This is a genomic window from Vibrio sp. J1-1 (genome assembly GCF_021728395.1).
Classification (GTDB): Bacteria; Pseudomonadota; Gammaproteobacteria; order Enterobacterales; family Vibrionaceae; genus Vibrio.
The window spans coordinates 1-20,245 of record NZ_JAKKCM010000014.1 but is presented as its reverse complement, the minus strand read 5'-3'; the positions used below and the strand labels follow the sequence as shown (position 1 = coordinate 20,245).

General features: G+C 44.6%; 18 protein-coding genes. 12 read left to right on the top strand and 6 right to left on the bottom strand.

Annotated elements, in window-relative coordinates:
• Nucleotides 1–15: 15 nt before the first annotated feature.
• From L3V31_RS18585 to yegS, 9 genes are all read left to right on the top strand, one after another.
• A complete protein-coding gene (locus L3V31_RS18585) occupies nt 16–1,308 on the top strand; it encodes an anaerobic sulfatase maturase (protein WP_237318210.1) in 1,293 nt (430 codons plus the stop codon).
• Between the two features lie 9 nt (nt 1,309–1,317).
• A complete protein-coding gene (locus tag L3V31_RS18580) occupies nt 1,318–2,301 on the top strand; it encodes a MoxR family ATPase (RefSeq protein WP_237318208.1) in 984 nt (327 codons plus the stop codon).
• 11 nt (nt 2,302–2,312) lie between these two features.
• On the top strand, nt 2,313–3,275 hold the full coding sequence (locus tag L3V31_RS18575) for a DUF58 domain-containing protein (protein WP_237318206.1): 963 nt from the start codon (nt 2,313–2,315) through the stop codon (nt 3,273–3,275).
• Nucleotides 3,276–3,818: a DUF4381 domain-containing protein gene (locus L3V31_RS18570; RefSeq protein WP_237318204.1), complete on the top strand. Its 543-nt coding sequence runs from the start codon at nt 3,276–3,278 to the stop codon at nt 3,816–3,818. It begins immediately after the preceding gene.
• Nucleotides 3,811–4,893 carry a VWA domain-containing protein gene (locus L3V31_RS18565; RefSeq protein WP_237318202.1) on the top strand — a complete coding sequence of 361 codons (1,083 nt, stop codon included), beginning with the start codon at nt 3,811–3,813 and terminating at the stop codon, nt 4,891–4,893. Before L3V31_RS18570 ends, L3V31_RS18565 begins: the two co-directional genes overlap by 8 nt.
• Nucleotides 4,886–6,616 (top strand): VWA domain-containing protein, encoded by a 1,731-nt coding sequence (locus tag L3V31_RS18560; RefSeq protein WP_237318201.1) that lies wholly within the window; start codon nt 4,886–4,888, stop codon nt 6,614–6,616. The genes L3V31_RS18565 and L3V31_RS18560 overlap by 8 nt, the downstream gene beginning before the upstream one ends.
• Before the next feature lie 20 nt (nt 6,617–6,636).
• The gene (locus L3V31_RS18555) at nt 6,637–7,917 is read left to right on the top strand and encodes a BatD family protein (RefSeq protein ID WP_237318324.1); all 1,281 of its coding nucleotides are present in this window, start codon (nt 6,637–6,639) and stop codon (nt 7,915–7,917) included.
• A 50-nt stretch (nt 7,918–7,967) separates the two neighbouring features.
• Nucleotides 7,968–8,393, top strand: a complete 426-nt coding sequence (locus L3V31_RS18550) for a bifunctional diaminohydroxyphosphoribosylaminopyrimidine deaminase/5-amino-6-(5-phosphoribosylamino)uracil reductase RibD (protein ID WP_237318199.1) — start codon at nt 7,968–7,970, stop codon at nt 8,391–8,393.
• Between the two features lie 109 nt (nt 8,394–8,502).
• On the top strand, nt 8,503–9,408 hold the full coding sequence (gene yegS, locus L3V31_RS18545) for a lipid kinase YegS (protein ID WP_237318197.1): 906 nt from the start codon (nt 8,503–8,505) through the stop codon (nt 9,406–9,408).
• A gap of 17 nt (nt 9,409–9,425) precedes the next feature.
• On the opposite strand, the gene L3V31_RS18540 is transcribed toward yegS, so the two are convergent.
• Nucleotides 9,426–11,048 carry a VRR-NUC domain-containing protein gene (locus tag L3V31_RS18540; RefSeq protein ID WP_237318195.1) on the bottom strand — a complete coding sequence of 541 codons (1,623 nt, stop codon included), beginning with the start codon at nt 11,046–11,048 and terminating at the stop codon, nt 9,426–9,428.
• Between the two features lie 79 nt (nt 11,049–11,127).
• Nucleotides 11,128–12,360 carry an OFA family MFS transporter gene (locus tag L3V31_RS18535; RefSeq protein ID WP_237318193.1) on the bottom strand — a complete coding sequence of 411 codons (1,233 nt, stop codon included), beginning with the start codon at nt 12,358–12,360 and terminating at the stop codon, nt 11,128–11,130.
• A gap of 602 nt (nt 12,361–12,962) precedes the next feature.
• Between L3V31_RS18535 and L3V31_RS18530 the strand changes: the two genes are divergently transcribed.
• Nucleotides 12,963–13,319, top strand: a complete 357-nt coding sequence (locus tag L3V31_RS18530; RefSeq protein WP_237318191.1) for an NADH:ubiquinone oxidoreductase — start codon at nt 12,963–12,965, stop codon at nt 13,317–13,319.
• 96 nt (nt 13,320–13,415) lie between these two features.
• On the opposite strand, the gene L3V31_RS18525 is transcribed toward L3V31_RS18530, so the two are convergent.
• The 4 genes from L3V31_RS18525 to L3V31_RS18510 all read right to left on the bottom strand — a co-directional run bounded on the left by L3V31_RS18525 (nt 13,416) and on the right by L3V31_RS18510 (nt 18,967).
• Nucleotides 13,416–15,272 carry a M48 family metallopeptidase gene (locus L3V31_RS18525; RefSeq protein ID WP_237318189.1) on the bottom strand — a complete coding sequence of 619 codons (1,857 nt, stop codon included), beginning with the start codon at nt 15,270–15,272 and terminating at the stop codon, nt 13,416–13,418.
• Nucleotides 15,272–15,862, bottom strand: coding sequence for a LemA family protein (locus L3V31_RS18520; protein ID WP_237318188.1), 591 nt, complete (start codon nt 15,860–15,862; stop codon nt 15,272–15,274). The genes L3V31_RS18525 and L3V31_RS18520 overlap by 1 nt, the downstream gene beginning before the upstream one ends.
• A 254-nt stretch (nt 15,863–16,116) precedes the next feature.
• Complete coding sequence (dcuC, locus tag L3V31_RS18515) at nt 16,117–17,484, bottom strand: anaerobic C4-dicarboxylate transporter DcuC (protein WP_237318186.1); 1,368 nt, start codon at nt 17,482–17,484, stop codon at nt 16,117–16,119.
• 358 nt (nt 17,485–17,842) lie between these two features.
• Nucleotides 17,843–18,967, bottom strand: a complete 1,125-nt coding sequence (locus L3V31_RS18510) for a fatty acid desaturase (protein ID WP_237318183.1) — start codon at nt 18,965–18,967, stop codon at nt 17,843–17,845.
• Between the two features lie 271 nt (nt 18,968–19,238).
• Between L3V31_RS18510 and L3V31_RS18505 the strand changes: the two genes are divergently transcribed.
• Both L3V31_RS18505 and L3V31_RS18500 read left to right on the top strand, forming a co-directional pair.
• Entirely contained in the window at nt 19,239–19,787 is a 549-nt protein-coding gene (locus L3V31_RS18505; protein ID WP_237318181.1) for a GNAT family N-acetyltransferase, read from the top strand.
• Between the two features lie 283 nt (nt 19,788–20,070).
• Nucleotides 20,071–20,245, top strand: a 175-nt coding sequence (locus tag L3V31_RS18500; protein ID WP_237318322.1) for a transposase domain-containing protein, incomplete at its 3' end; no start/stop codon positions are given.

Genomic DNA, 20,245 nt, shown 5'->3' with positions numbered 1-20,245 from the left:
CAAAAGAGAGGCTGCATGAGCAAAACTTCACCACGTCATTCTACAGTTATGCCAATTGTTCCAATGAAAACGGCATTCAAATCCGAACAGGGTAATGAACGCCGTTTTCACGTTATGGCTAAACCCGGCGGCGCAAAATGCAACATTGACTGCCAATATTGCTTTTACTTACACAAAGAAAACCTGCTTCATCAACCAAAACAACCAAAGATGGATGATGAAACATTAGAAGCGTTTGTTAAGAGTTATATTGAGAGTCAAGATGGCGAAGAAGTCGTGTTCTCTTGGCAAGGCGGAGAACCGACGTTACTCGGGTTAGACTACTTCCGTAAAGTGGTTGAACTGCAAAAGAAACACAAACCTAACGGCACTCGTATTGAAAATGACTTACAAACTAACGGTATTCTACTTAACGATGAATGGTGTGAGTTTTTACTGAAGAATAACTTCTTAGTAGGCTTATCAATAGATGGCCCGGAAGAGCTCCACGATAAATACCGCAAAACCCGCAGCGGTAAGCCGACTTTTCATTTGGTCATGAAGGCGGTAGAAAAACTTCAGCAGCATGGGGTGCGATTTAATGCTCTAGTGACGGTTAATCGCCACAATGTTAAGTATCCGTTGGAGATATATCGATTTCTTACCCAAGAGCTGGGTGTGACTTATATTCAGCTTGCGCCTGTGGTTGAAGCTAATGATTTTCACACTACCGCGCCTCAGTTTTGGAACGAACAAATGATCCCGGTCATGGGGAGCGAGCTAGCCAAGCCTGGGCATCCAATGTCAGTGGTGACGGATTGGTCTGTGGACCCTGATGATTGGGGTAAGTTCCTCAGTGAAATGTTTGTCGAATGGGTGAACAACGATTTAGGCCGCGTGTTGGTGAACCTGTTTGAAACTGCGGTAGCTCAGGTGATGGGTAAGCCTGCACAGCTTTGTATTACCTCTGAATTCTGTGGAAAGGGGTTAGCGATAGAGCACAACGGCGATGTGTACAGTTGTGACCATTACGTTTATCCAGAATACAAACTTTCAAATATTCACGAACACTCGTTGAACGAAATGGCGTTCTCGACGCGTCAGTTTAGCTTCGGTATGGCAAAACGAGACTCATTGCCGGATTACTGTAAGAAATGTCCTTACCTTAAATACTGTTGGGGTGAATGTCCTAAAAATCGCCTTATTAAAACACCAGATGGTGAAGAAGGGCTGAATTACCTTTGTTCTGGTATTCGCCGTTTCTTTGATGACACATTACCTATGCTGGTGGGTCTATCTCAGATTTTACAACAACAGAATTCTAAGTAAGGAATACTCATGAACAACGCGCAGCAAGCGATAAATCAACTGATTGAACAGACCGAGAAAAGCGTCATTGGTCAAAGCCACGTTGTACAGGCCTTAGTGATAGGTTTACTGACCAATGGACATATTCTGTTGGAAGGCTTACCAGGTACAGCAAAGACTCGTTCGGTAAAATCACTAGCCAATCTTCTAAACACCAGTTTCGGTCGCATTCAGTTTACGCCCGATCTTTTACCTTCGGATGTGACCGGAACCGAGGTTTATCAGGAGTTAGACGGTAAGCCTCAGTTGCGTTTTCAGCCTGGACCAATTTTCAACAGCATCGTCCTTGCAGATGAGGTCAACCGTGCTCCTGCCAAAGTACAGGCAGCGCTACTTGAGGCAATGGCTGAAGGTACAATTACCGTTGGCGATAAAACGCATGTCTTACCCGATCTATTCATGGTCCTCGCAACGCAAAACCCGATCGAGCAAGAAGGGACTTACCCTCTGCCAGAAGCGCAAATGGACCGCTTTATTATGAAGGTCACGGTGGACTATCCGGAAGATGTCGCAGAGCGAGAGATTATTCGTTTGGTTCGTAGTGAAGAGCTCGGCGCGGAAACCAGTTCCGAGTTGGTTACGCCACAGCATATTGAACCCGACTTGGTTTTAGAAGCACGCCGCCAACTACCAGATATCGCGGTCTCTGAATTAGTTGAAGACTATATTGTTGCGTTGGTGATGGCGACTCGTAAACCTGAGCGCTATGCAGACTCGCAATTATCCAAATGGATTGAAATTGGCTCAAGTCCTCGCGCTTCAATTGCGCTGGATAAGTGTGCTCGTGCCTATGCATGGCTCCAGGGACGTGACCATGTCACCCCCGATGACGTTCGTGCTATGGTCCCATCAGTATTAGGGCACCGTTTCTCACTGACCTACGACGCCTTAGCGGATGGCGTGGATCATCAACGAGTCGTTGAGGAATTGCTCGATTACGTTGAAATCGGATAAGTGGTGGCATTATGGCAAAGCCGACGCTTGCTCCCAAACCTGAAGGGATAGATCATCGTTTATATTGTGATTACGCAAGGCTTGTGCGTTTACAATCGCAAGCTGAGTCGTTTAGTTTACTCCCTCATCTGAACGCTGGTAGTGTGCTATCTGGACGACACAATTCTCTTTTTCGCGGTCGCGGACTGAATTTTGAAGAGTTACGTCATTACCAATTAGGGGATGATATTCGTAATCTCGATTGGAAGGTGACGATGCGTACGGGTAAACCTCATGTGCGCAGTTATACCGAAGAAAAAGACCGCAATGTTATCGTCTGTGTTGATCAACGCAGTGCGATGTTTTTTGCTTCCACACAAGTGATGAAGTCCGTGGTTGTTGCGGAAGTTGCGGCTATGTGTGGTTGGCGAGTATTAAAAGATGGTGACCGAGTAGGGTTTGTCATTGCTTCCCATCAAGCCTTGTTTCATTCAAAGCCACAGCGTTCGCAAAACGATCTTTTAACGCAGCTTAAACACTTATCGCGGGCAAACCAATCTCTCAGTGTTGATTCGATCGATTCCGAAAAAGTCACCTTTAGTCGATGGATTGAGTTGATAAAACGAATGAAGCTCAAGCAAGCTACGCTGATTTTGATTAGTGATTGGAGTGACTGTGAAGAGCAGCATCTCGACCACTTGAAACAGCTTCAACAGCACAATGACATTCTTGCCGTGATGGTCAGTGATCCGCTCGAACAAACACTGCCTGACGATTTGGCACAATCAAAATGGGTGGTCGGTGATGGTCAATATCAGCTCAATTTGGATAGCAAAGCGAAAGTGGAAGCCGCAAGCGCAAAACTGGAAGCGAAAACAGACGTGCAGCGTCAATCCCTAGCGCAACTGATGGCAATTAAGCATCTGCCCTACATTGAGCTTGATACGACTGGTGAGCATGTCAAAGAGTTCCAAAAACTGGTAGGAGGGCGGTAAATGAGTGAGCTTCCGAAGCCTCCTGGCTCTTACATTCTGAGTGAGCTTCATGACGTAACCGTACCACCCAGTATCAGCTGGTATCCTCAAACTATTGGTTGGAAAATTCTAGCTGCCGTATTTGTGCTGGCTTTAGCGTACATCGCTTACCGCTTTCTAAGAAAATGGTGGGTTAACCGCTATCGCAAAGAGGCACTGGATATGATCAGCCAGATTAATCCAAGCGACAGTGACATGCCGAAAACGCTATTTTCGATTCTAAAAATTGTTTTGATTCATATAGACAGTTGTAATGCCAGACTGTTTGATGGTGCTTTTCTCCGTAAACTTGACGAGCTGGAACCAAAAAAACAAGCTTTTAGTGATGAAACGTCAACGTTATGGCTTAAAAGCATTATTAACCCAAACGTTGAGCTGACCAACGCACAGCGAGTACTTCTCATCGAGAAAGCTAATTATTGGGTTAGAGAGCATTTGCAAATGCCCGCTGCAACTCATTCAACGCCAAGAACAAAGATGAAGCAAGGAGCTCAGGATGAATGATCTTCTCTCTTCTATCGGGTTGTCAGGCTTTGAGTTTGGCTATCCTTTATGGCTGATTCTCTTACCTTTGCCACTGGTAGTGTATTACTTGGTTCCGGCTTACCGTACCAAACAAATGGCAATTAAAGTGCCGTTCTTTACTCAATTGGTCGAAGCCATCGGCGAAACGCCATCTGAAGGGGCGAGCCAGCTAACACCAAGCTGGTGGCAGCGCGCGACGTTGATCCTCTCTTGGGTATTGGTTGTCTGCGCGATAGCGAAGCCCACTGTTTTGGGTGAACCTCAAGTGCGCGAAAGTTTTGGCAGAGATGTGATGGTGGTGGTCGATCTGTCTGGTTCTATGGCGGAGCCTGATTTTACCTCCCGTACGGGCGAGAAGGTATCTCGTCTGGATGCCGCCAAAGAAGTATTGGCAGATTTCGTGCAGTCACGCAAAGGTGATCGACTTGGTTTGGTGTTGTTTGGTGACGCAGCATTTGTGCAAACACCGTTTACCGCCGATCAAAGTGTGTGGTTAGAACTGCTAAATCAAACTGACGTTGCTATGGCAGGGCAGAGTACGCACCTTGGAGATGCGATTGGGTTAGCGATTAAAGTGTTTGAGCAGAGTGATAAGACTCGCAGTGAGTTAACGCAAGCTACAGAGCGTGAAAAAGTTGCGATTGTATTAACCGATGGCAACGACACTGGCAGTTTTGTTGAACCGATAGACGCGGCAAAAGTGGCGAAAGCGAAGGGGGTTCGCGTGCATGTCATTGCGATGGGCGATCCCCAAACCATTGGTGAAACGGCGCTTGATATGGACACGATTACGCGAATCGCGGCAGAATCAGGAGGCGAGGCATTTGAAGCGCTCAATCGAGATGAGTTGTCAAAGGCCTATGAAGAAATCAGCCAGCTTGAGCCAGAGTTGTATGAAAGCACGACATATCGGCCGAAACAAAGTTTACACCATTACTTGATGGCTTTGGTGGTATTGATGCATTTGCTCGCGTTCAGTGTTGCGACACTGAGAAGAAGAGCCAAAGCGCGCTTTGCAACAAGGAAACTATCGGTAGGAGAACGCGATGTTTGATTCTCTCAGCTTAACGCAATTTTTTACTCAGTTTCATTTCATTCGCCCTCAGTGGTTATTGGCGCTGATCCCGATGTTTTTTCTGGTTTGGCTACGCTGGCACGAGGAGAGCAAACCAAGCTGGAAAGACATCCTGCCCGATCATTTGCGTGAGGTACTGACGATAGGCGAGCATGGCTGGCGGAAACAATTGCCACTAAAACTCCTGATGGTCAATGTATTCATCGCCATTTTGATTTGTGCAGGACCGAGTTGGCAGCGAGAAGCGTCACCATTTGGTGAGGATAAAGCGTCGATGCTGGTGGTTTTGGATAATAGTGACTCTATGTTGCAAAAAGATCTGCCGCCAAGCCGCTTAGAGCGTTCTAAACAAAAAATTCGTGATCTACTCGCTGCAAGAAAAGGTGGTAAAACGGGGTTGGTGGTGTTTGCGGGGACCGCACACGTTGCTATGCCGATCACGCAAGACAGCGCCGTTTTTGACCCATTCCTCGCGGCAATTGATCCTGAAATCATGCCCGTTAAAGGCAAGCTCGCGGAGCAGGCATTACCTCTGATTGACCAGCAATTACAAGAATTAGCCGGCTCTACGGTTCTATTAGTGACGGATGGCGTCAATCCCGCCACCATCAGTAAGTATGAAGATTATTTTGCCGATAAACCCTATCAGTTGTTGATATTGGCAGCTGGCAACCCGGATATTGTCAGTAATAACCCGATTGATCTCGATTCGCTGCAAACACTTGCCAGTAAAACTAGTGGAAGACTTGTTGAAGTGAGTGTTGATAACACAGACATCCAGCAGTTGAGTCGGTATGTAGAACGTAATATGCAGCTGAATGGTGAGTCTTCAATGCCATGGAAAGACATGGGGTATGCGCTTTTATTTCCTATTGCACTGATTATGCTGATTTGGTTCCGAAAGGGCTGGTTAGTTCAGTGGTGTTTAATTGCAATGGTATCTGGAAGTTTGGTGATGCCCAGCGAGGTAATGGCTGAAAATGTATCGCTAAAAGCCGAAGAACCTCAAGTTGTACAAAAAGTGACTACGTTCGACAAAGCTGCCCAATGGTGGTGGGACTTGTGGTTGACACCTGATCAACAAGGACAGGGGTTGTTTAACAAACAAGAATATTTGGATGCGGCAAAGCATTTCTCGGATCCTCTACACAAAGGGACGGCTTATTACTATGCCAGTGAATTTGAACTCGCCCACAGCGCGTTTTTAGAAATGCAAAATGATCCCTCGGAAGAAGTCAGAGACTTTGGTTTATACAACGCGGCGAGCGCACTGGCCCGTCAACGTGAATACTTGGCAGCGCGAGACCTGCTTCAATCATTGGCGAACAAACCAACACTGAGCCAAGCGTTACGCCCTGATGTAGAGCACAACTTGAACGTCATCGGAGGCATTGTTGAAGAAATCAATCAGATGAGTGAAAGTCAGGCAGGGACAGAACAAGAGATGTCGACTGAGCTTGGTGATAACCCTCAAACGGCAGAAGGGGCGGATGAGCAAACTTCGCAAGAAATGATGATCAAAGAGACACTGAGTGCCGCTGACATACTGGGTAATCAAGAGATGGCTGATAAGTGGCTAAAACGTGTCGAGTCTGATCCAAGGGACTTTCTACGTGCGAAGTTTCAAATTCAACTAAACTCGACGCCAGTGGGTGGGACTGCTTCTGATACTGGTAATGATAACGAGGGGATAACGCAATGATGGCATTATTTCGACGCGTTATGAGCGGCTATCTGGCTTGTATCTTCATAGTGTTGGCAAGTTTCTGTACAAGCGGTCTGGCATTCGCGCAAGATATTAATGACTTACAGCGCAATAATGATGTGGAGATAAAAGCGTGGGTTGGTAAAGCGACAAGTAACGAAGACAATCGAAACTCACCCAACTTCAGTGTTAATGAGCAAGTCATTTTGACTATTGAGGTGGCGACTCCGCGTTGGTTTACTGGCGGCACGCGAGTTGGCTCGGTGGAAATCCCGGATGTGATTGCGAAACAGCGTAACCAACTGGCAACCAACTTCACTGAAAGAAAGGGGGGACAAACTTGGTCGCGTCAACGTTGGGAGGTGACGTTGTATCCTCAGGTATCGGGTGATTTTGTAGTGCCTCCCATTGCGGTGGGGGTTCAGGTTTCAGTGCCTGATGGAAAAAACGTCGCAGGAACCCTTTACACTCAGCCAATTAGGTTTTCAGCATCGCTGCCATCTGGCTTATTGAGCGATAATACCCCGTGGTTTGCCGCGACACATGTCGACGTAAAGCAAGAGTGGGCAACGTCTTCTGAACCGTTAAAAGTGGGAGATGCGATCACTCGACAAATTACAATAACCGCACAGGATAGTTTATCGGTATTATTACCTGACTTGCTAAAAGGTGAGTCAAACGATCGTTATCAAACTTACTTGCAGCCTCACCAGCTTACCGATACACAAACGCGTGGAGACTATCAATCTACCCGAACTGAACAAAGCGTATATGTGATTCAGCAAGGCGGTGAACTCACGTTACCTGCTCATGAGTTCCAGTGGTGGAACAGCGAAACGCAGCAGTTAGAAAGCATTGTGATTGAAGGGAAGTCATTTCAAGCAAAACATACGTTAAAGTCGTTCGTTAAAGCTTATTTTGTCTGGATTATAGGTCTCATTACCACCTTGGTATTGGGTATTATTTTATTTTTAGCCATCAAGCGCTATTACCGTTCAAGGCCAGTTCCCCCTTGGCTTAGCTTGCATCGATTACTCAAAGAAAATCGCTGGGGAGAGGCGAGAGCCATCCTTTACCGACAATTGCGAGTGAATACTTCTGAATTGGAGATGCGCAATGCAGATTCTAGTGATTCATGGCAGAAAAGCTCAACTCGAATGCAAAGTGGAGAGCACAGTTCTAGTCTGATCAAGTCGATGTGGCGGAAAATTCAAACGAAGCAAAATCATCTCAAACTTCGTATACCTAAGGCTTTACCTCAATTGGATAAGTTAAAGCAAAGAGATGGTATTGAATAAAGCTGAGCGCTACTATAGCCCCTTGTTTTTCATTAAAGAATAGATGTTCTATGAGCCAAGAATATATGCGCCGTGCGTTAGAGATTTCGCGAAACGCACTACCAGCGTGTCAACCTAATCCGCCAGTAGGCTGTGTTTTAGTTAAAGATAATCAGATAGTCTCCGAGGGTTACACTCAGGCTATCGGTGGAAATCATGCCGAAGTGGAAGCGTTGAATGGATACAAGGGAACGTTAGAGCAGGTCACCGCTTATGTGACACTTGAGCCTTGTTCGTTTGTCGGAAGAACGCCTGCCTGTGCCGTGACGTTAGTAAATTCCGGGATAAAAAAGGTTGTCGTTGCCATGCTCGACCCAGATCCACGCAACAGCGGCCGTGGTATCGCTATCTTAGAGCAAGCTGGTGTTGAAGTAGAAGTCGGGGTTTGCGCTGATGAAGTGAGTGCGTTTTTAACGCCGTATTTAGGTAAATCTTAATTATTTATCAATCAGAGCACTTTGACCGTTATAACTATGGAGTTTTTGTCTACACTCTCGAAAGTACTGAGCAGTAAGAAACTAGATTAAGCCACAGAGACGGATTTCAATGAAAACAATACGAGCGATACTAAATGGCAAAAAGGCTGGTATACCCGAGTTAAGAAGCGCAATCATGGAGACGCGAGAGCAAGGCGTCGATGTACAGGTTCGTGTGACTTGGGAGTCTCAAGACATGATGCGTTTAGTTAAGGAAGCCGTAAAAGAGGGTGTTAAACGTATTGTTGTTGCTGGTGGCGATGGGACCGTCAATGAAGTTGTTTCGGCGATTGCCCAAATTGATGAAGACCAGCGACCTGAACTTGCGATAATTCCACTTGGTACCGCCAATGATTTTGCCACTGCCAACCGTATACCTGTTTCTATTCCTGACGCTCTTTCTTTGGCGGTGAATGGGCAACCCGTTTCTGTCGATTGTGTAAAAGCGAATGACCGTTATTTTATCAATGTCGCTACGGCAGGATTTGGTGCCGAAATTACCACTGAAACCCCTGTCGAGTTGAAGAACTTTCTGGGTGGGGGAGCTTATACCCTGACTGGGGTCGTAAAAGCTCTAGGCTTTAAACCGTATGATGGAACCATCACCGTAGATGACGGAAGCTACGAAGGCGGGATATTACTCGGGGCATTCTGTAATGGCCGTTTGGCTGGAGGTGGTCAGTCATTAGCTCCCAACGCTATGATTGATGACGGATTAATGGATTTAACGCTGGTTTGCCCATTCTTACCTCAAGACTTGCCTAAAGTGATCGAGGAGATCAATAACCCAAGGATTACCGGTGATTTTGTCAAACATACGCGCACCAGTTGGTTGGAGATCGATTTTCCGAACCCTCTTCCACTCAATTTAGATGGAGAACCTTACAGTTCGCGTAAAATACGTTTTGAAGTGTTACCTAAAAGCATTCAGTTAGTACTACCGAGTGACAGCCCCTGTGTTGGAGCATCTGGCTAAATCTCTTATTATCCTAATTATGCGTCTATTTTAGCGGTCACGTAGCAGACTGAAAACGGTACCTTAAGACGGTTAAACTCTTTAATCCAGCGCCATTGGTTGTCCTGCAGTTTATCGCCAGGACCTTTCACTTCGATCCATTCAAATTGCTCTCCCTTAAATGCAATTAAATCTGGCATACCGTTACGGTAGAGCTTGAGGTCACGGAGTTGGACGTTTAATAGATCCACCAACATTGAAGTCGGAATGGTTCTGAGTGCGTGTTCGATTAGCTCTTTACTTACCGCGCCCCAATGAACGAACGGGTTGCTGATCCCAAACTTGGCATCGTATTTTTCTATTAACGTTCCTGTATTACCAGCTTCGAGGTTCTTGAACGCGGATGTGATTAACTGTTCGCGTTTAGAGGCAAAGCCACTGTGATACAAATCAAGTGGGCGATGTTGATACGCGTTTATAAAAGCGCCTTCGACGGGAGCAAAAATGGCGTCCCAGAAGGTTAAACCAAACAGTGCATTGAGCAACGTATTCTCTGCATAAAATACTTGCCAACCCAATTGCTCAAAGTGTTCTTTAGTGACAAGCTCGACACGTTGTTGTGATAAATCGAGTTCAAGATGCAGTTCATCGCACTTTGGCTTTGGAGCTCTTGGCACCTTTTGCCCAAGCTTGCGCTTTACGCGTTGTTTTAGCTTTTGTGCCACTTCAAGTTCGGAGGCGTTGATCGGCGTTTCTACCATGTTTGTGACAATGTCACTAAATAGTGTGTCGTGCTCCAGTTTATCGTAAATGCGCGCGCGGCGTTCTCTACTCGGCGGGAGATGGGTTTGTTCAAAAAGTGCAAGCGCGATTTCAAATTCATTGATACGCTCGTAGTCTCTGGCAATGTCATTCAGCATGTGTTCACGCTTTCTATCCACGTAGTCATGCTTGACGGGGTCTGGCATTGCATCGATGAGCAGGTCGAGGTTGGTCTTATCTTTCCGATCAAATTGCCAATAAAGATTAGAGAGCTGGCTGAGTTCAATCAATCTATCAATTTGCTCTCGCGAATCAAAAAATCGGCGCTCTTTGCTTAATTGATAGCGTTCGAACTGATGCAAGCCAAGATCATCGAGTACGAATTGGCTTAAATCTTGGTGAGTATTGGCGAAAAACAACGTCAGCAATACATCAATCATATGAGCGGCATTCAGTCGGATAATAGTAAATTCCAGTAAATCAAACTGGTCGAACTCCGTATTGCTCAAACACTCAACGAGATTGTCTTTTTTTAATGACTTAGGTAGGTCAGGGTAAAGCGCAGAGATTTCTGACTTCGTCAGTAAGTGAGCCGCTAACTCTTGGTGAGAAAGCGTAGGGGAGAGCTCAATAAGTTCAGATTGATTTAACTCTGACAGAGCTTCGTGAATAGACGCTATTTCCTGATAATTGAGTTTATCACTGCGAAACCAACACCCTTTACGACTGTACAATCGCACTAATAGACATTGTGATGGTTTGCTCAGTTGCTTGAATGCTGTGAGCCAATGGTGCTCTTCCTCTAGTAATAAGTCGCTATACCAATGCGTAGCATGTTGGGTTAGCTTGAGGAAGTTATCTAAATAGTAATCTGGTGCAAGTTCGACAAGTTTTTGCATAATTCGACAGGGTTTTATTACCGATAAAAAAAGGCTTAACCAATAGGTTAAGCCTTTTCATCATCAAATCAATTCACAATTATGCGTTTTTGAGCTGTGCAACTTTCGTTTCAGTTAGTGGCTTAGTGATGAACGCTAATACGATACATACTGCCATCATTGCTGCAGAGACTGTGTAAGCCAGTGTGTAACCTTCGCCGTTAGTCATTGAGTAACCAACTACTGCTGCACCGATGGCACCACCAATACCCCATGCTGTGTATAGCACACCATAGTTTGTACCGTAGTTTTTCAGACCGTAGAACTCTGCGGTAAGGGTAGGGAATACAGCCAGAAGTGTGCCATAACCTACTGCCGCAATAGCGGTACCAATGATGAGAGTAAACTCTGAGTCGAACGTTGCGAACAACGCCATGTTGACGCCTTGCAGAATGAACGCAAGTAGAAGTGTACGAACGCCGCCAATTTTGTCTGCAAGCATACCAGCTGCAACACGGCCGCCTGAGTTGAATACCGCAAGAATAGAAGCCAGGTAAACTGCGTTTGGCAGGTTAGCTTGAACACTTGCAATCGTCGTGATGTTACCGATGATCATAAGGCCAACAGAAGCCGCGAACGCGTACATGATCCACAGTGAGTAGAACTGTGGTGTTTTCAACATCGCTTTCCAGGTTAAATCGTCAGACTTTTTAAGCGCTTTAGGCGCTTGGCCTTCTTTTACTTTAGGCTCAGCTGGCATGTAATCTGCTGGTGGGTTGTTAATCGTTGCTGCAAGTGGAACGGCAATCGCAAGGATACCAACACCAAGAACCATAAAGCTGGTTTGAATGCCCATGCTATCGATTAGCGCAGAAGTCACTGGCGCTAGGTAAATAGCCGCGAGACCGAAACCTGCAGCGATTAGACCGTTAACCATACCTTTCTTAGAGGCGTGGAACCATTTCATTGCAGAAGGTGACAAACATGCGTAACCAAAACCGATACCAGCACCTGTGATCACACCAAACGTGATGTTAAGCATAAGTGGAGTGTCAACAAAGCCAGATGCAATCATGCCCAAGCCTGTTAGAACTGTACCAAGAATAAGGATCAAACGTGGACCCATACGGTCTTGTAAGATGCCTGCAACAAGAAGACAGATAGAGAAAGTGATGGTTGCAGTCGCGTACGGCGCAGAAGCTTCTGCAGCAGTCCAGCCGGATTCAGTTACCAGTGCCTTATTGAATACACTCCAGGCATACAGGATGCCAAGACAAAGGTTGATGCAGAAACCTGCTAGCAGGATGCGCATCGCTTTATCAATCTTACTCATTTTTTCTCTCGGTTAACTCTCTGGCAGGGGCCTACAACCAATCACTGATAGACAGTCTTTGGAATGGCTTATTGCACCAACATTAGAGAGTGGTGGGTTTAAAGATGTTTTTTATAAAAATAAGTTTGCGTTTTTCAACATTTGACGCAATTGGCGCGGATTATAACCAATAAATATGTGATTGGAATCTCTTTTTGATGTTAGATTTAAAAATTATTTGAATCTATAAAACCATGTGTACATTTATGGCGTATATGTAAATAAATCGTTAATGGCCGCGAGTGGTGCAGGAAAATAGTGTGAACGTGTTGAACATATCTATTTGGTTCACATTTTCAGACAAAAGTTACGAAATATTTCCGTGTTAATACTTTGTGACAAAAGTGCCTAAAATGAGCGCTTCTATGGCTAAGTATTTGATACAAAGGATTTGTGAAAAGTTAGTTGTTAACCTTTTGTAATAAGGTTGTTTGATGCAGCAGGTCGTACACAAAGCGAGCAAAAAATGTGCTTGTAATAGCATGCAAAATGAGCAGAATATAATGAAAAATGAGTTTTCATTTATGAAGGGATGCTTTTTTCGATTTATTGTGAGGTAACTTATGAAACTGTTCCTAATGCTTATCGCTTCTGTTTCTGCAGGTGTGGCATCGGCAGAGCATTTCCATTCATTTATGTTAGGTCTTTCTATCGCTTCCTTGGCTGTTGGTAGCTGCTACTTTTTCGCTTTTCGTAGCTCTCGCTTCCCGCACCTCGCGCTATTTTTGTTGATTTGTGGCATGCTATCTAAATTGGCAATCACAGTTACGGGTGTTATGTGGGGTATGTCTGCGGAACTGATTACCTCGCCAATAGTGTTTGCTTTGTCTTATTTCTACTTCTCTGTTGCAGTAACGTATCTGTGGTTTAGTTACCGCCAAAGCATTACTCGAGTTCCAGAGCGCTTCAAAGCAGCGTAAAAAGATAATTGTAAAAACGCCAGCGATAATTCGCTGGCGTTTTGCTTTTTATATAAAAGACTAAATAAAAAGAAGTAGTCTGCGCACTACAAGTTTCTAGTCAGATATCGTTAGTGGTGGCTCTGGTACTTCAAGGAAGCAAGCCACAACGCGATAGAGCTCTCCTTCAGCGACAGTAATTACACCATCAGATTCAATTGCGAGTCGGCATGCCTTAACAAACATTTCCCGTTCTCTCGGCTTTAACTGCAGTAGCAGTTCTAACGTAGCACGACTCAAACTCCAGTTGTTATTCGCTTTTTCCAAATCATGTTCAGGAAAACCCAAATAAGCGAGCGCAGAGTTGAAAGCGTGTTGTGCATGATCCTGTTGAGAGTGGCTAACCCAGGCCAGCTCCCTAAGCAACCAAAACACACTTTCTTTAAGCTGTTTTAGTGATTTTTTCTGCTTAGTATGGCCAAAGGAAGCAAGTAATTGTTTTTCAACCAAGTTGATTACGCACCATTCTGCGAGTGAGTAATCATTATCAGTTTGAGAAAGATCACGCAGCACCTCACAAAGTCGATTTCTCTGACCTTCGCTGAGGGATTTGAGTGCCGGTATTGCTAATTCAAGCAGCGGAAAGCGAAGATGAAGCGGTATATCGTAATCGAGCCAAGGGAGAAGTTTTGTTTGAGAGGAAGGAGGGACGTGACATTTTATCCTCTCTCGTTGAATGTCACTGCCGTCGAAGATGATGATGAAGGTAACGAAGCGTGCACTGTAAGGCTCACGTGCAAGGTCAACAAGTTCTGAAGGTAGTTGTTCTATTAAGCGCTGGCCTGCATCATTGAACAGCGTTGACGTTGAATCTGACTTGTTGGCAGTAAAGGGTGCGTTTTCCGCAAATCCGCTTATTTGTTCACTAGCAAAAGTGGCAGTTTTATTTTTAGTTCGGTGCGAATAGTTTCCATCCCAACTAGGTTCAATGCGGCGAATTCTTTCATCAAGAGGTGGGTGAGTCGCAAACAAACCAGAAAACCCAGAGAGTTTACTTTGTCCAAACATCATATGACTCATTTCGTCACTTGCTTTGGTGTCCAATGTTGAGCCGTTAGAACTGCTGCCTATTTTCTTGAGTGCGCCAGCTATCCCCTGATCGTTGCGAGTAAACTGTACTGCACTCGCGTCTGCTAAAAACTCACGCTGACGGGAAATCGCAGCTTTTATCATAGAACCAAACAGCGTACCCAACCATCCAAGTACCAGACAGACGATAGCGATTAGTAGAATGGCGGCATAACCTTTGCTGGAATCTGAAGAGCGACGAGAAAGTCCTCGAGTTGTATGGCGTGAATTGTCCAATACCAAGTGGCCAAAATGAGCGATACAAGTGATGCCGAATAAGACACCTATCAGTCGAGTGTTGAGGCGCATGTCTCCATTCAGGATATGGCTAAATTCATGAGCGATGACGCCCTGAAGTTCATCGCGATTGAAGCTATCAAGGGCACCTTGTGTAACACCAATGACGGCATCATCGATGCTCATTCCTGCGGCGAAAGCGTTAATTCCACGCTCTTCTGTCATCAAGTAGACAGGAGGAACTGGTATGCCTGACGCAATTGCCATCTCTTCAACGACATTAAGTAATTGCCTGTGCTTCGAATCTACTGTATCTGGAGAAATAAGTTTGCCACCAATACTTTCTGCTACTCCGCGCCCACCATTTGAGCTAAGGTCTGTAAGTCGAATCAATGAGCTAATCGACACAACCAAGATGACACCAACAAAACTTAACAGACTGTAGTTTATGACGCTTTGAGTATCGAAAGGCTTACCAGTGACGGCAAAATAGATACCAATCGATGTCACGCTAACCAGACTGGTGATCGCTAAAACTGCCAACACAAACAGTATTACTAGAAGCCCAGTTCGCTGACGTGCAGTATCTTGATAGTGAAAAAAGTCCATTAAAACTCAACCTTCGGCGCTTCTTGGATGGCTTCGCTATCAGCAAATTCGAGCAATTTACCGTCCTGGAACCCAAACATGTTGGCAAAAATGACGGGCGGGAAAGTTTGCTTGTAGATGTTATAGCTTGTTACCGCATCATTAAATGCCTGGCGTGCAAACGCGACTTTGTTTTCCGTACTGGTTAACTCTTCCTGGAGTTGGCTCATCGTCTCGTTGGCTTTTAGCTCTGGGTAAGCTTCAACGACAACATTAAGTTTACCTAATGCGTTTTGTAACATGCCTTCAGCTTGACTAAGTTGGCTTATCGCAGCATTGCTGTCGGGCGCTTCACTTGCTGCCTTAAGACCAGATAATGCTTGGTTTCTAGCTTGGATTACACGTTCAAATGTCTCTTTCTCATGCTCCATGTAGCCTTTCGCGGTGTTGACCAAATTTGGAATCAGGTCGTATCGGCGTTTGAGTTGAACTTCAATTTGAGCAAAGCTGTTTTTGAATCGGTTTCGCAGAGTCACAAGTTTGTTGTAGATGCTGATGGCGTATGCCGCGATAAGTAGAACAATAACAATAAAGACAATCAGTGCAGTCATAATCAGTTCCAGATTTCGAGTGAGTTAAGTTTTTATATAAGCTGTTGTCATAGTAAGCAAACTCTAACGTTAATACCGTTCCACATACGCGAAATATGTCACGTGTTGAGTAGTGTCAATAAGCAACGAGAGTGATTGAAAAGATAGGAAGAGGCAGTGATAGAAGATGCGATCTAACACTGGCGTCAACAAAAAGACCCAACTTTACAGCGGGTCTTTGTCATTGTTGAAACTAGATATTTTTAGTAAACATATTAAGCACTCATTGGTACCAGAACCATTGTTCCTATAATGACGGTTACTAACCCTGCTAGTACAGGTACAGAGGTGCGTTTAACCACCTCGAACGGGCTTATTTTCGCCATGCCGGATGTTGCTACGATGACACCTGAAACCGGAGAAATAGTGCGACCTAGGTTCGATGCTTGCAGCATCGGGATGATTAGGAATGCAGGGTTTAGGCCCATTTTTGCTGCCAGTGAAGGAGCGAGCTCAACGAAGGCATAGAATGGTGCGTTACCAGAGCCTGTAGCGATTGCTGCTGCAACGGTTAGAACTGTCAAAATAAGCATAAGAGCAACGCCGCCAGCACCAGCCTGATCTGCTAGGTGAAGCAGGTTATCTATTGCGCCAATAGACATCAAACCTTGTGCAAATACACCAGCTGCAACTAACAGCATTACCACGCCTTTAAATGCGTCAGCCATACCTTCGTAACAAGAATCCAAATCTTCCAGCGACTTTTTGCCATCAAACTTGTTCACGACGTAATGAATAAGAGCTCCAAGGAAAATGGAAGCAACAACGATAGTGTAGATATCTAGGCTTAATCCAGGGATTGTACGCCCGTTGAAGAGAAATACACCGATGATTGGCAAAAATGGCAGTGCTGCGTAAAACGCGGGTGCATCCGCTTTGATTTCTGATACGTCAATCTTTTCCATTGGCGTGTTTTCCTTCTTATCCAGATACTTGTTCCAGAAGAAGGCAGCCGCAGCCATGACGATGATGGCACAAATCGATACAGGCAGAACGGTTTGCACAGCGAAAACGTCCAGAGCAAGTCCTGACTTTTCTGCGGCAATAACAACATCACCGGAGGTTGGAGAAAGAATGATTGCTGCTGGAGAGGCGCAGACTGCAACCGCCGCTGGGCGTGAGATACCCATCGCTACCATCATAGGGAATAGAGTCGCCATCAAAAGTACACCTAAACCCGTTGCCGAGCTTACGGCTAAAGACATTAAGCAGGCGACAATGTATGCCGCAACTAAAAGGACATAAGGAGACTTAATAACTGAAAGCGGTTTAGAGAACTGTTTTACTACGACGTTGTTAGCACCAATGTGTGTCATGTAAGACGCAAATCCACAAAGCAACATAATCTGCATGCCCAAGCCACCACCACGGTACTGAAGCATATATTTAACGTATTCTAATGAGTCCGTTACCATATTACCGGTCGAGGTAATGCTTGATGGTAATACTTGGTGGCCTAACACGCCAGTTAAGAGAAGCAAACTAATACCTGCGGTTAAAAGCACGCCAGCCGCTTTATAGCCTTTGACAATGAAATAGCCCACGGCAATGGTCACTATTAAGCCAATTAAGAGCTCTAGCATAAGGGTCTCCAGATGTATTGAAAATAAGGATGAAACTGTTTCAAATTATGACAAGAAATGTACAGAATTCTTGTCTGTGGCACGAGTTGAATCTGGGACTTGCATGATCTAAAACAAATAATATTTTAATAAGTAAACGCGATGTATTATTTTGTTTAAATATGGTTGTGTGAGTGATATATGCCAATTTATATAAGTTTTAATGAAATATAATACTGGTCGATAACTGGTGCATTAACACAGGAGGTGGGCGGAAAGTAATCTAAATGGGTGGTTGTAACCTGATTTTGAGTTAATGAATGTCTGAAGAAAAAAAGCCCCGATGAGTCGGAGCTTTGAAGTGGTGGTAGGGATAAGGTTACGCGTATTGACGAACCATTAGATTCCAACTGTGTTGTTGCCTTTCAAACTCTGCTTTTATCTGCTGATACTTCAACTTACAGACTGAGTACTCATACTTCTTCACTACGTCTGCTGTTTTTTTACTAATCAGCTCTTTTCGAACCTCATAATACTCCTGCATATGATGAACGAGAGAATCAAACTCTTGCTGAAGTTGGTCGAGAATAGGCTGGGTATTCGGTCTCGATTCTAGCTTCTCTTTGGTCGTCTTTAACAGTTGGGTCGCACGGGCTTTTTCTATTCTGAAAGTTGGGGTTGTACGTAATTTCCATGTTAACCCCAGCCACGAGCATGATTTAATCAGCCATTTGGTTGGATCGTAATGCCACCAATATACTCCGTTACGGTAGTCATTCTCAAAGATGTGATGAAAATTATGGTAGCCCTCACCAAACGTAAAAAAGGCCAAAATTCCATTATCACGCGCTGTATTTTTGTCGGTAAACGTCTGCTTACCCCAAATATGAGCCAATGAATTGATAAAGAAGGTGGTATGGTGACTCATAAAAAGACGAACCGCGCCCACCACTAATAGCATGCCCCAGACATCACCATAAATAAGTCCTAAGGCAACCGGAAAGCCGATATTGGTCACGAGCGCCAGTAGAACATAGTAGTCGTGTTGCCACATTACTATCTTGTCACGTTTAAGGTCACGACAGTTGGTGTAGTCGTTCTCTCTTGATTTGTTGTAATCACGCAACATCCAGCCTAAATGCGAGTACCAGAAGCCACGCTTAGCTGAATAGGGGTCTTTATCGTTGTTATCCACGTGTTTATGGTGTACGCGATGATCGGAAGACCAGTGTAATGCACTATTTTGTAGGGAAAATGCGCCGCCAAGAGCGAATATGCCACGTAACATTGGATGAGCTTCGTAGGTTTTATGGCTCCAAAGACGATGATAACCCGCTGTAATTGATAGATTGGTAAAACTGAACGCGACAATGCCCCATATTAAGTGCTCCCACCCTAACCCAAAGTGGTAGGCATACCAAGGAGTAACAATGAAGGCAAGTACGAAGCTGGTAGAAAATATTACTATATTCAACCAGATAAGAGGTGGTTTGTTTTGAGTCACAATGTTTTCCTGACTTTGAGCTAACAACTGTACGCTAGATTATCAGCGTACACGTGTAAGTCAAACTTAAGTTACACAATTGTGATGATTCTTATAGTATATAGCTAATAAATCTGTCGGCATATTTTGCTTTTAATTAAATAATGAGTAGTATTAAAAAATGAACTTTAGCTTAGGCTATGTGAAATCTACCGGTAAGTCAGGATTATTATGGTAGAAAATGCTAAGGTTATTTGGAAGAGCAGCATATATAAGAATATAGGAATACGTAATGGATTTACGACTAGCGGAATATAAGGACTACGAGCGTATCGCGCATCTGCATGCAGAGAGTTGGAAACGTCACTATCAAGGCATCCTTAGTAACAGTTATTTAGACAAAGATGCTCTGGATGATAAATTGCTGATTTGGCAGACCCGTCTTACCAACCCTCCATTTAACCAGCACATCGTACTGGCAGAAGAGGGGGGGCTTTTAATTGGCTTTGTTTGCATCTTTGGTAACCATGATTTTGAGCGTGGGACTTTTATTGATGCATTGCATGTAGATGACGCGTTTCGTAGCCGTGGTATTGGAAAACAACTATTACTTGCCGCCGCAGAATGGCAGCAGCAGTACTTCAAAGATAGTGGCTTATATCTGGAAGTCGTTTCGCAAAATACTTCAGCAATTGAATTTTATCGCCACATTGGTGGCCGAGAGTGCCAAGAGCGTATTTGGCGCGCGCCGGGGGGCACGGAAGTGATGGAAAAAGTGTTCAGTTGGCCGAGTGCACAAGCGTTGGTAGACGGCATTGAAGACCACGTTGTCTATTCTTAGCCTTCACAACTGTGTATGAAGTTGTAAACATAAAGAGCAGCAAAACGCTGCTCTTTTTTGTTATTAAAGCGCAATGTTGTTTAGTATTTATACCATTCCATGCTGTTTATCGCTGGTGAGTTATATAACCACCAACCCAAAAAGATAATAGCAATGATAATTAAATGACTGGTATTGGTATAAAAAAGCTCAGTATGGCACTTAATGCTGATCGTTTTAAGTAATTGAACGATCCTCCCAAGGCATCATAATCGGTCTCAACATAGTTGAGACCGATTTTTTTATGTCCGAGTTTTCTAAAGAATTACACGTTACTGCGGAGTTCTGTCAAGAACACCATATCAATGCCTTTGCTAAACACATTCCCTTAGATTGGGTTGAAGAAGCGGTTAAACAAACCGGTAAAGCGTCTGTGCGTAAACGAAGATTCCCTGCCGAGCAAGCGGTCTGGTTAGTCC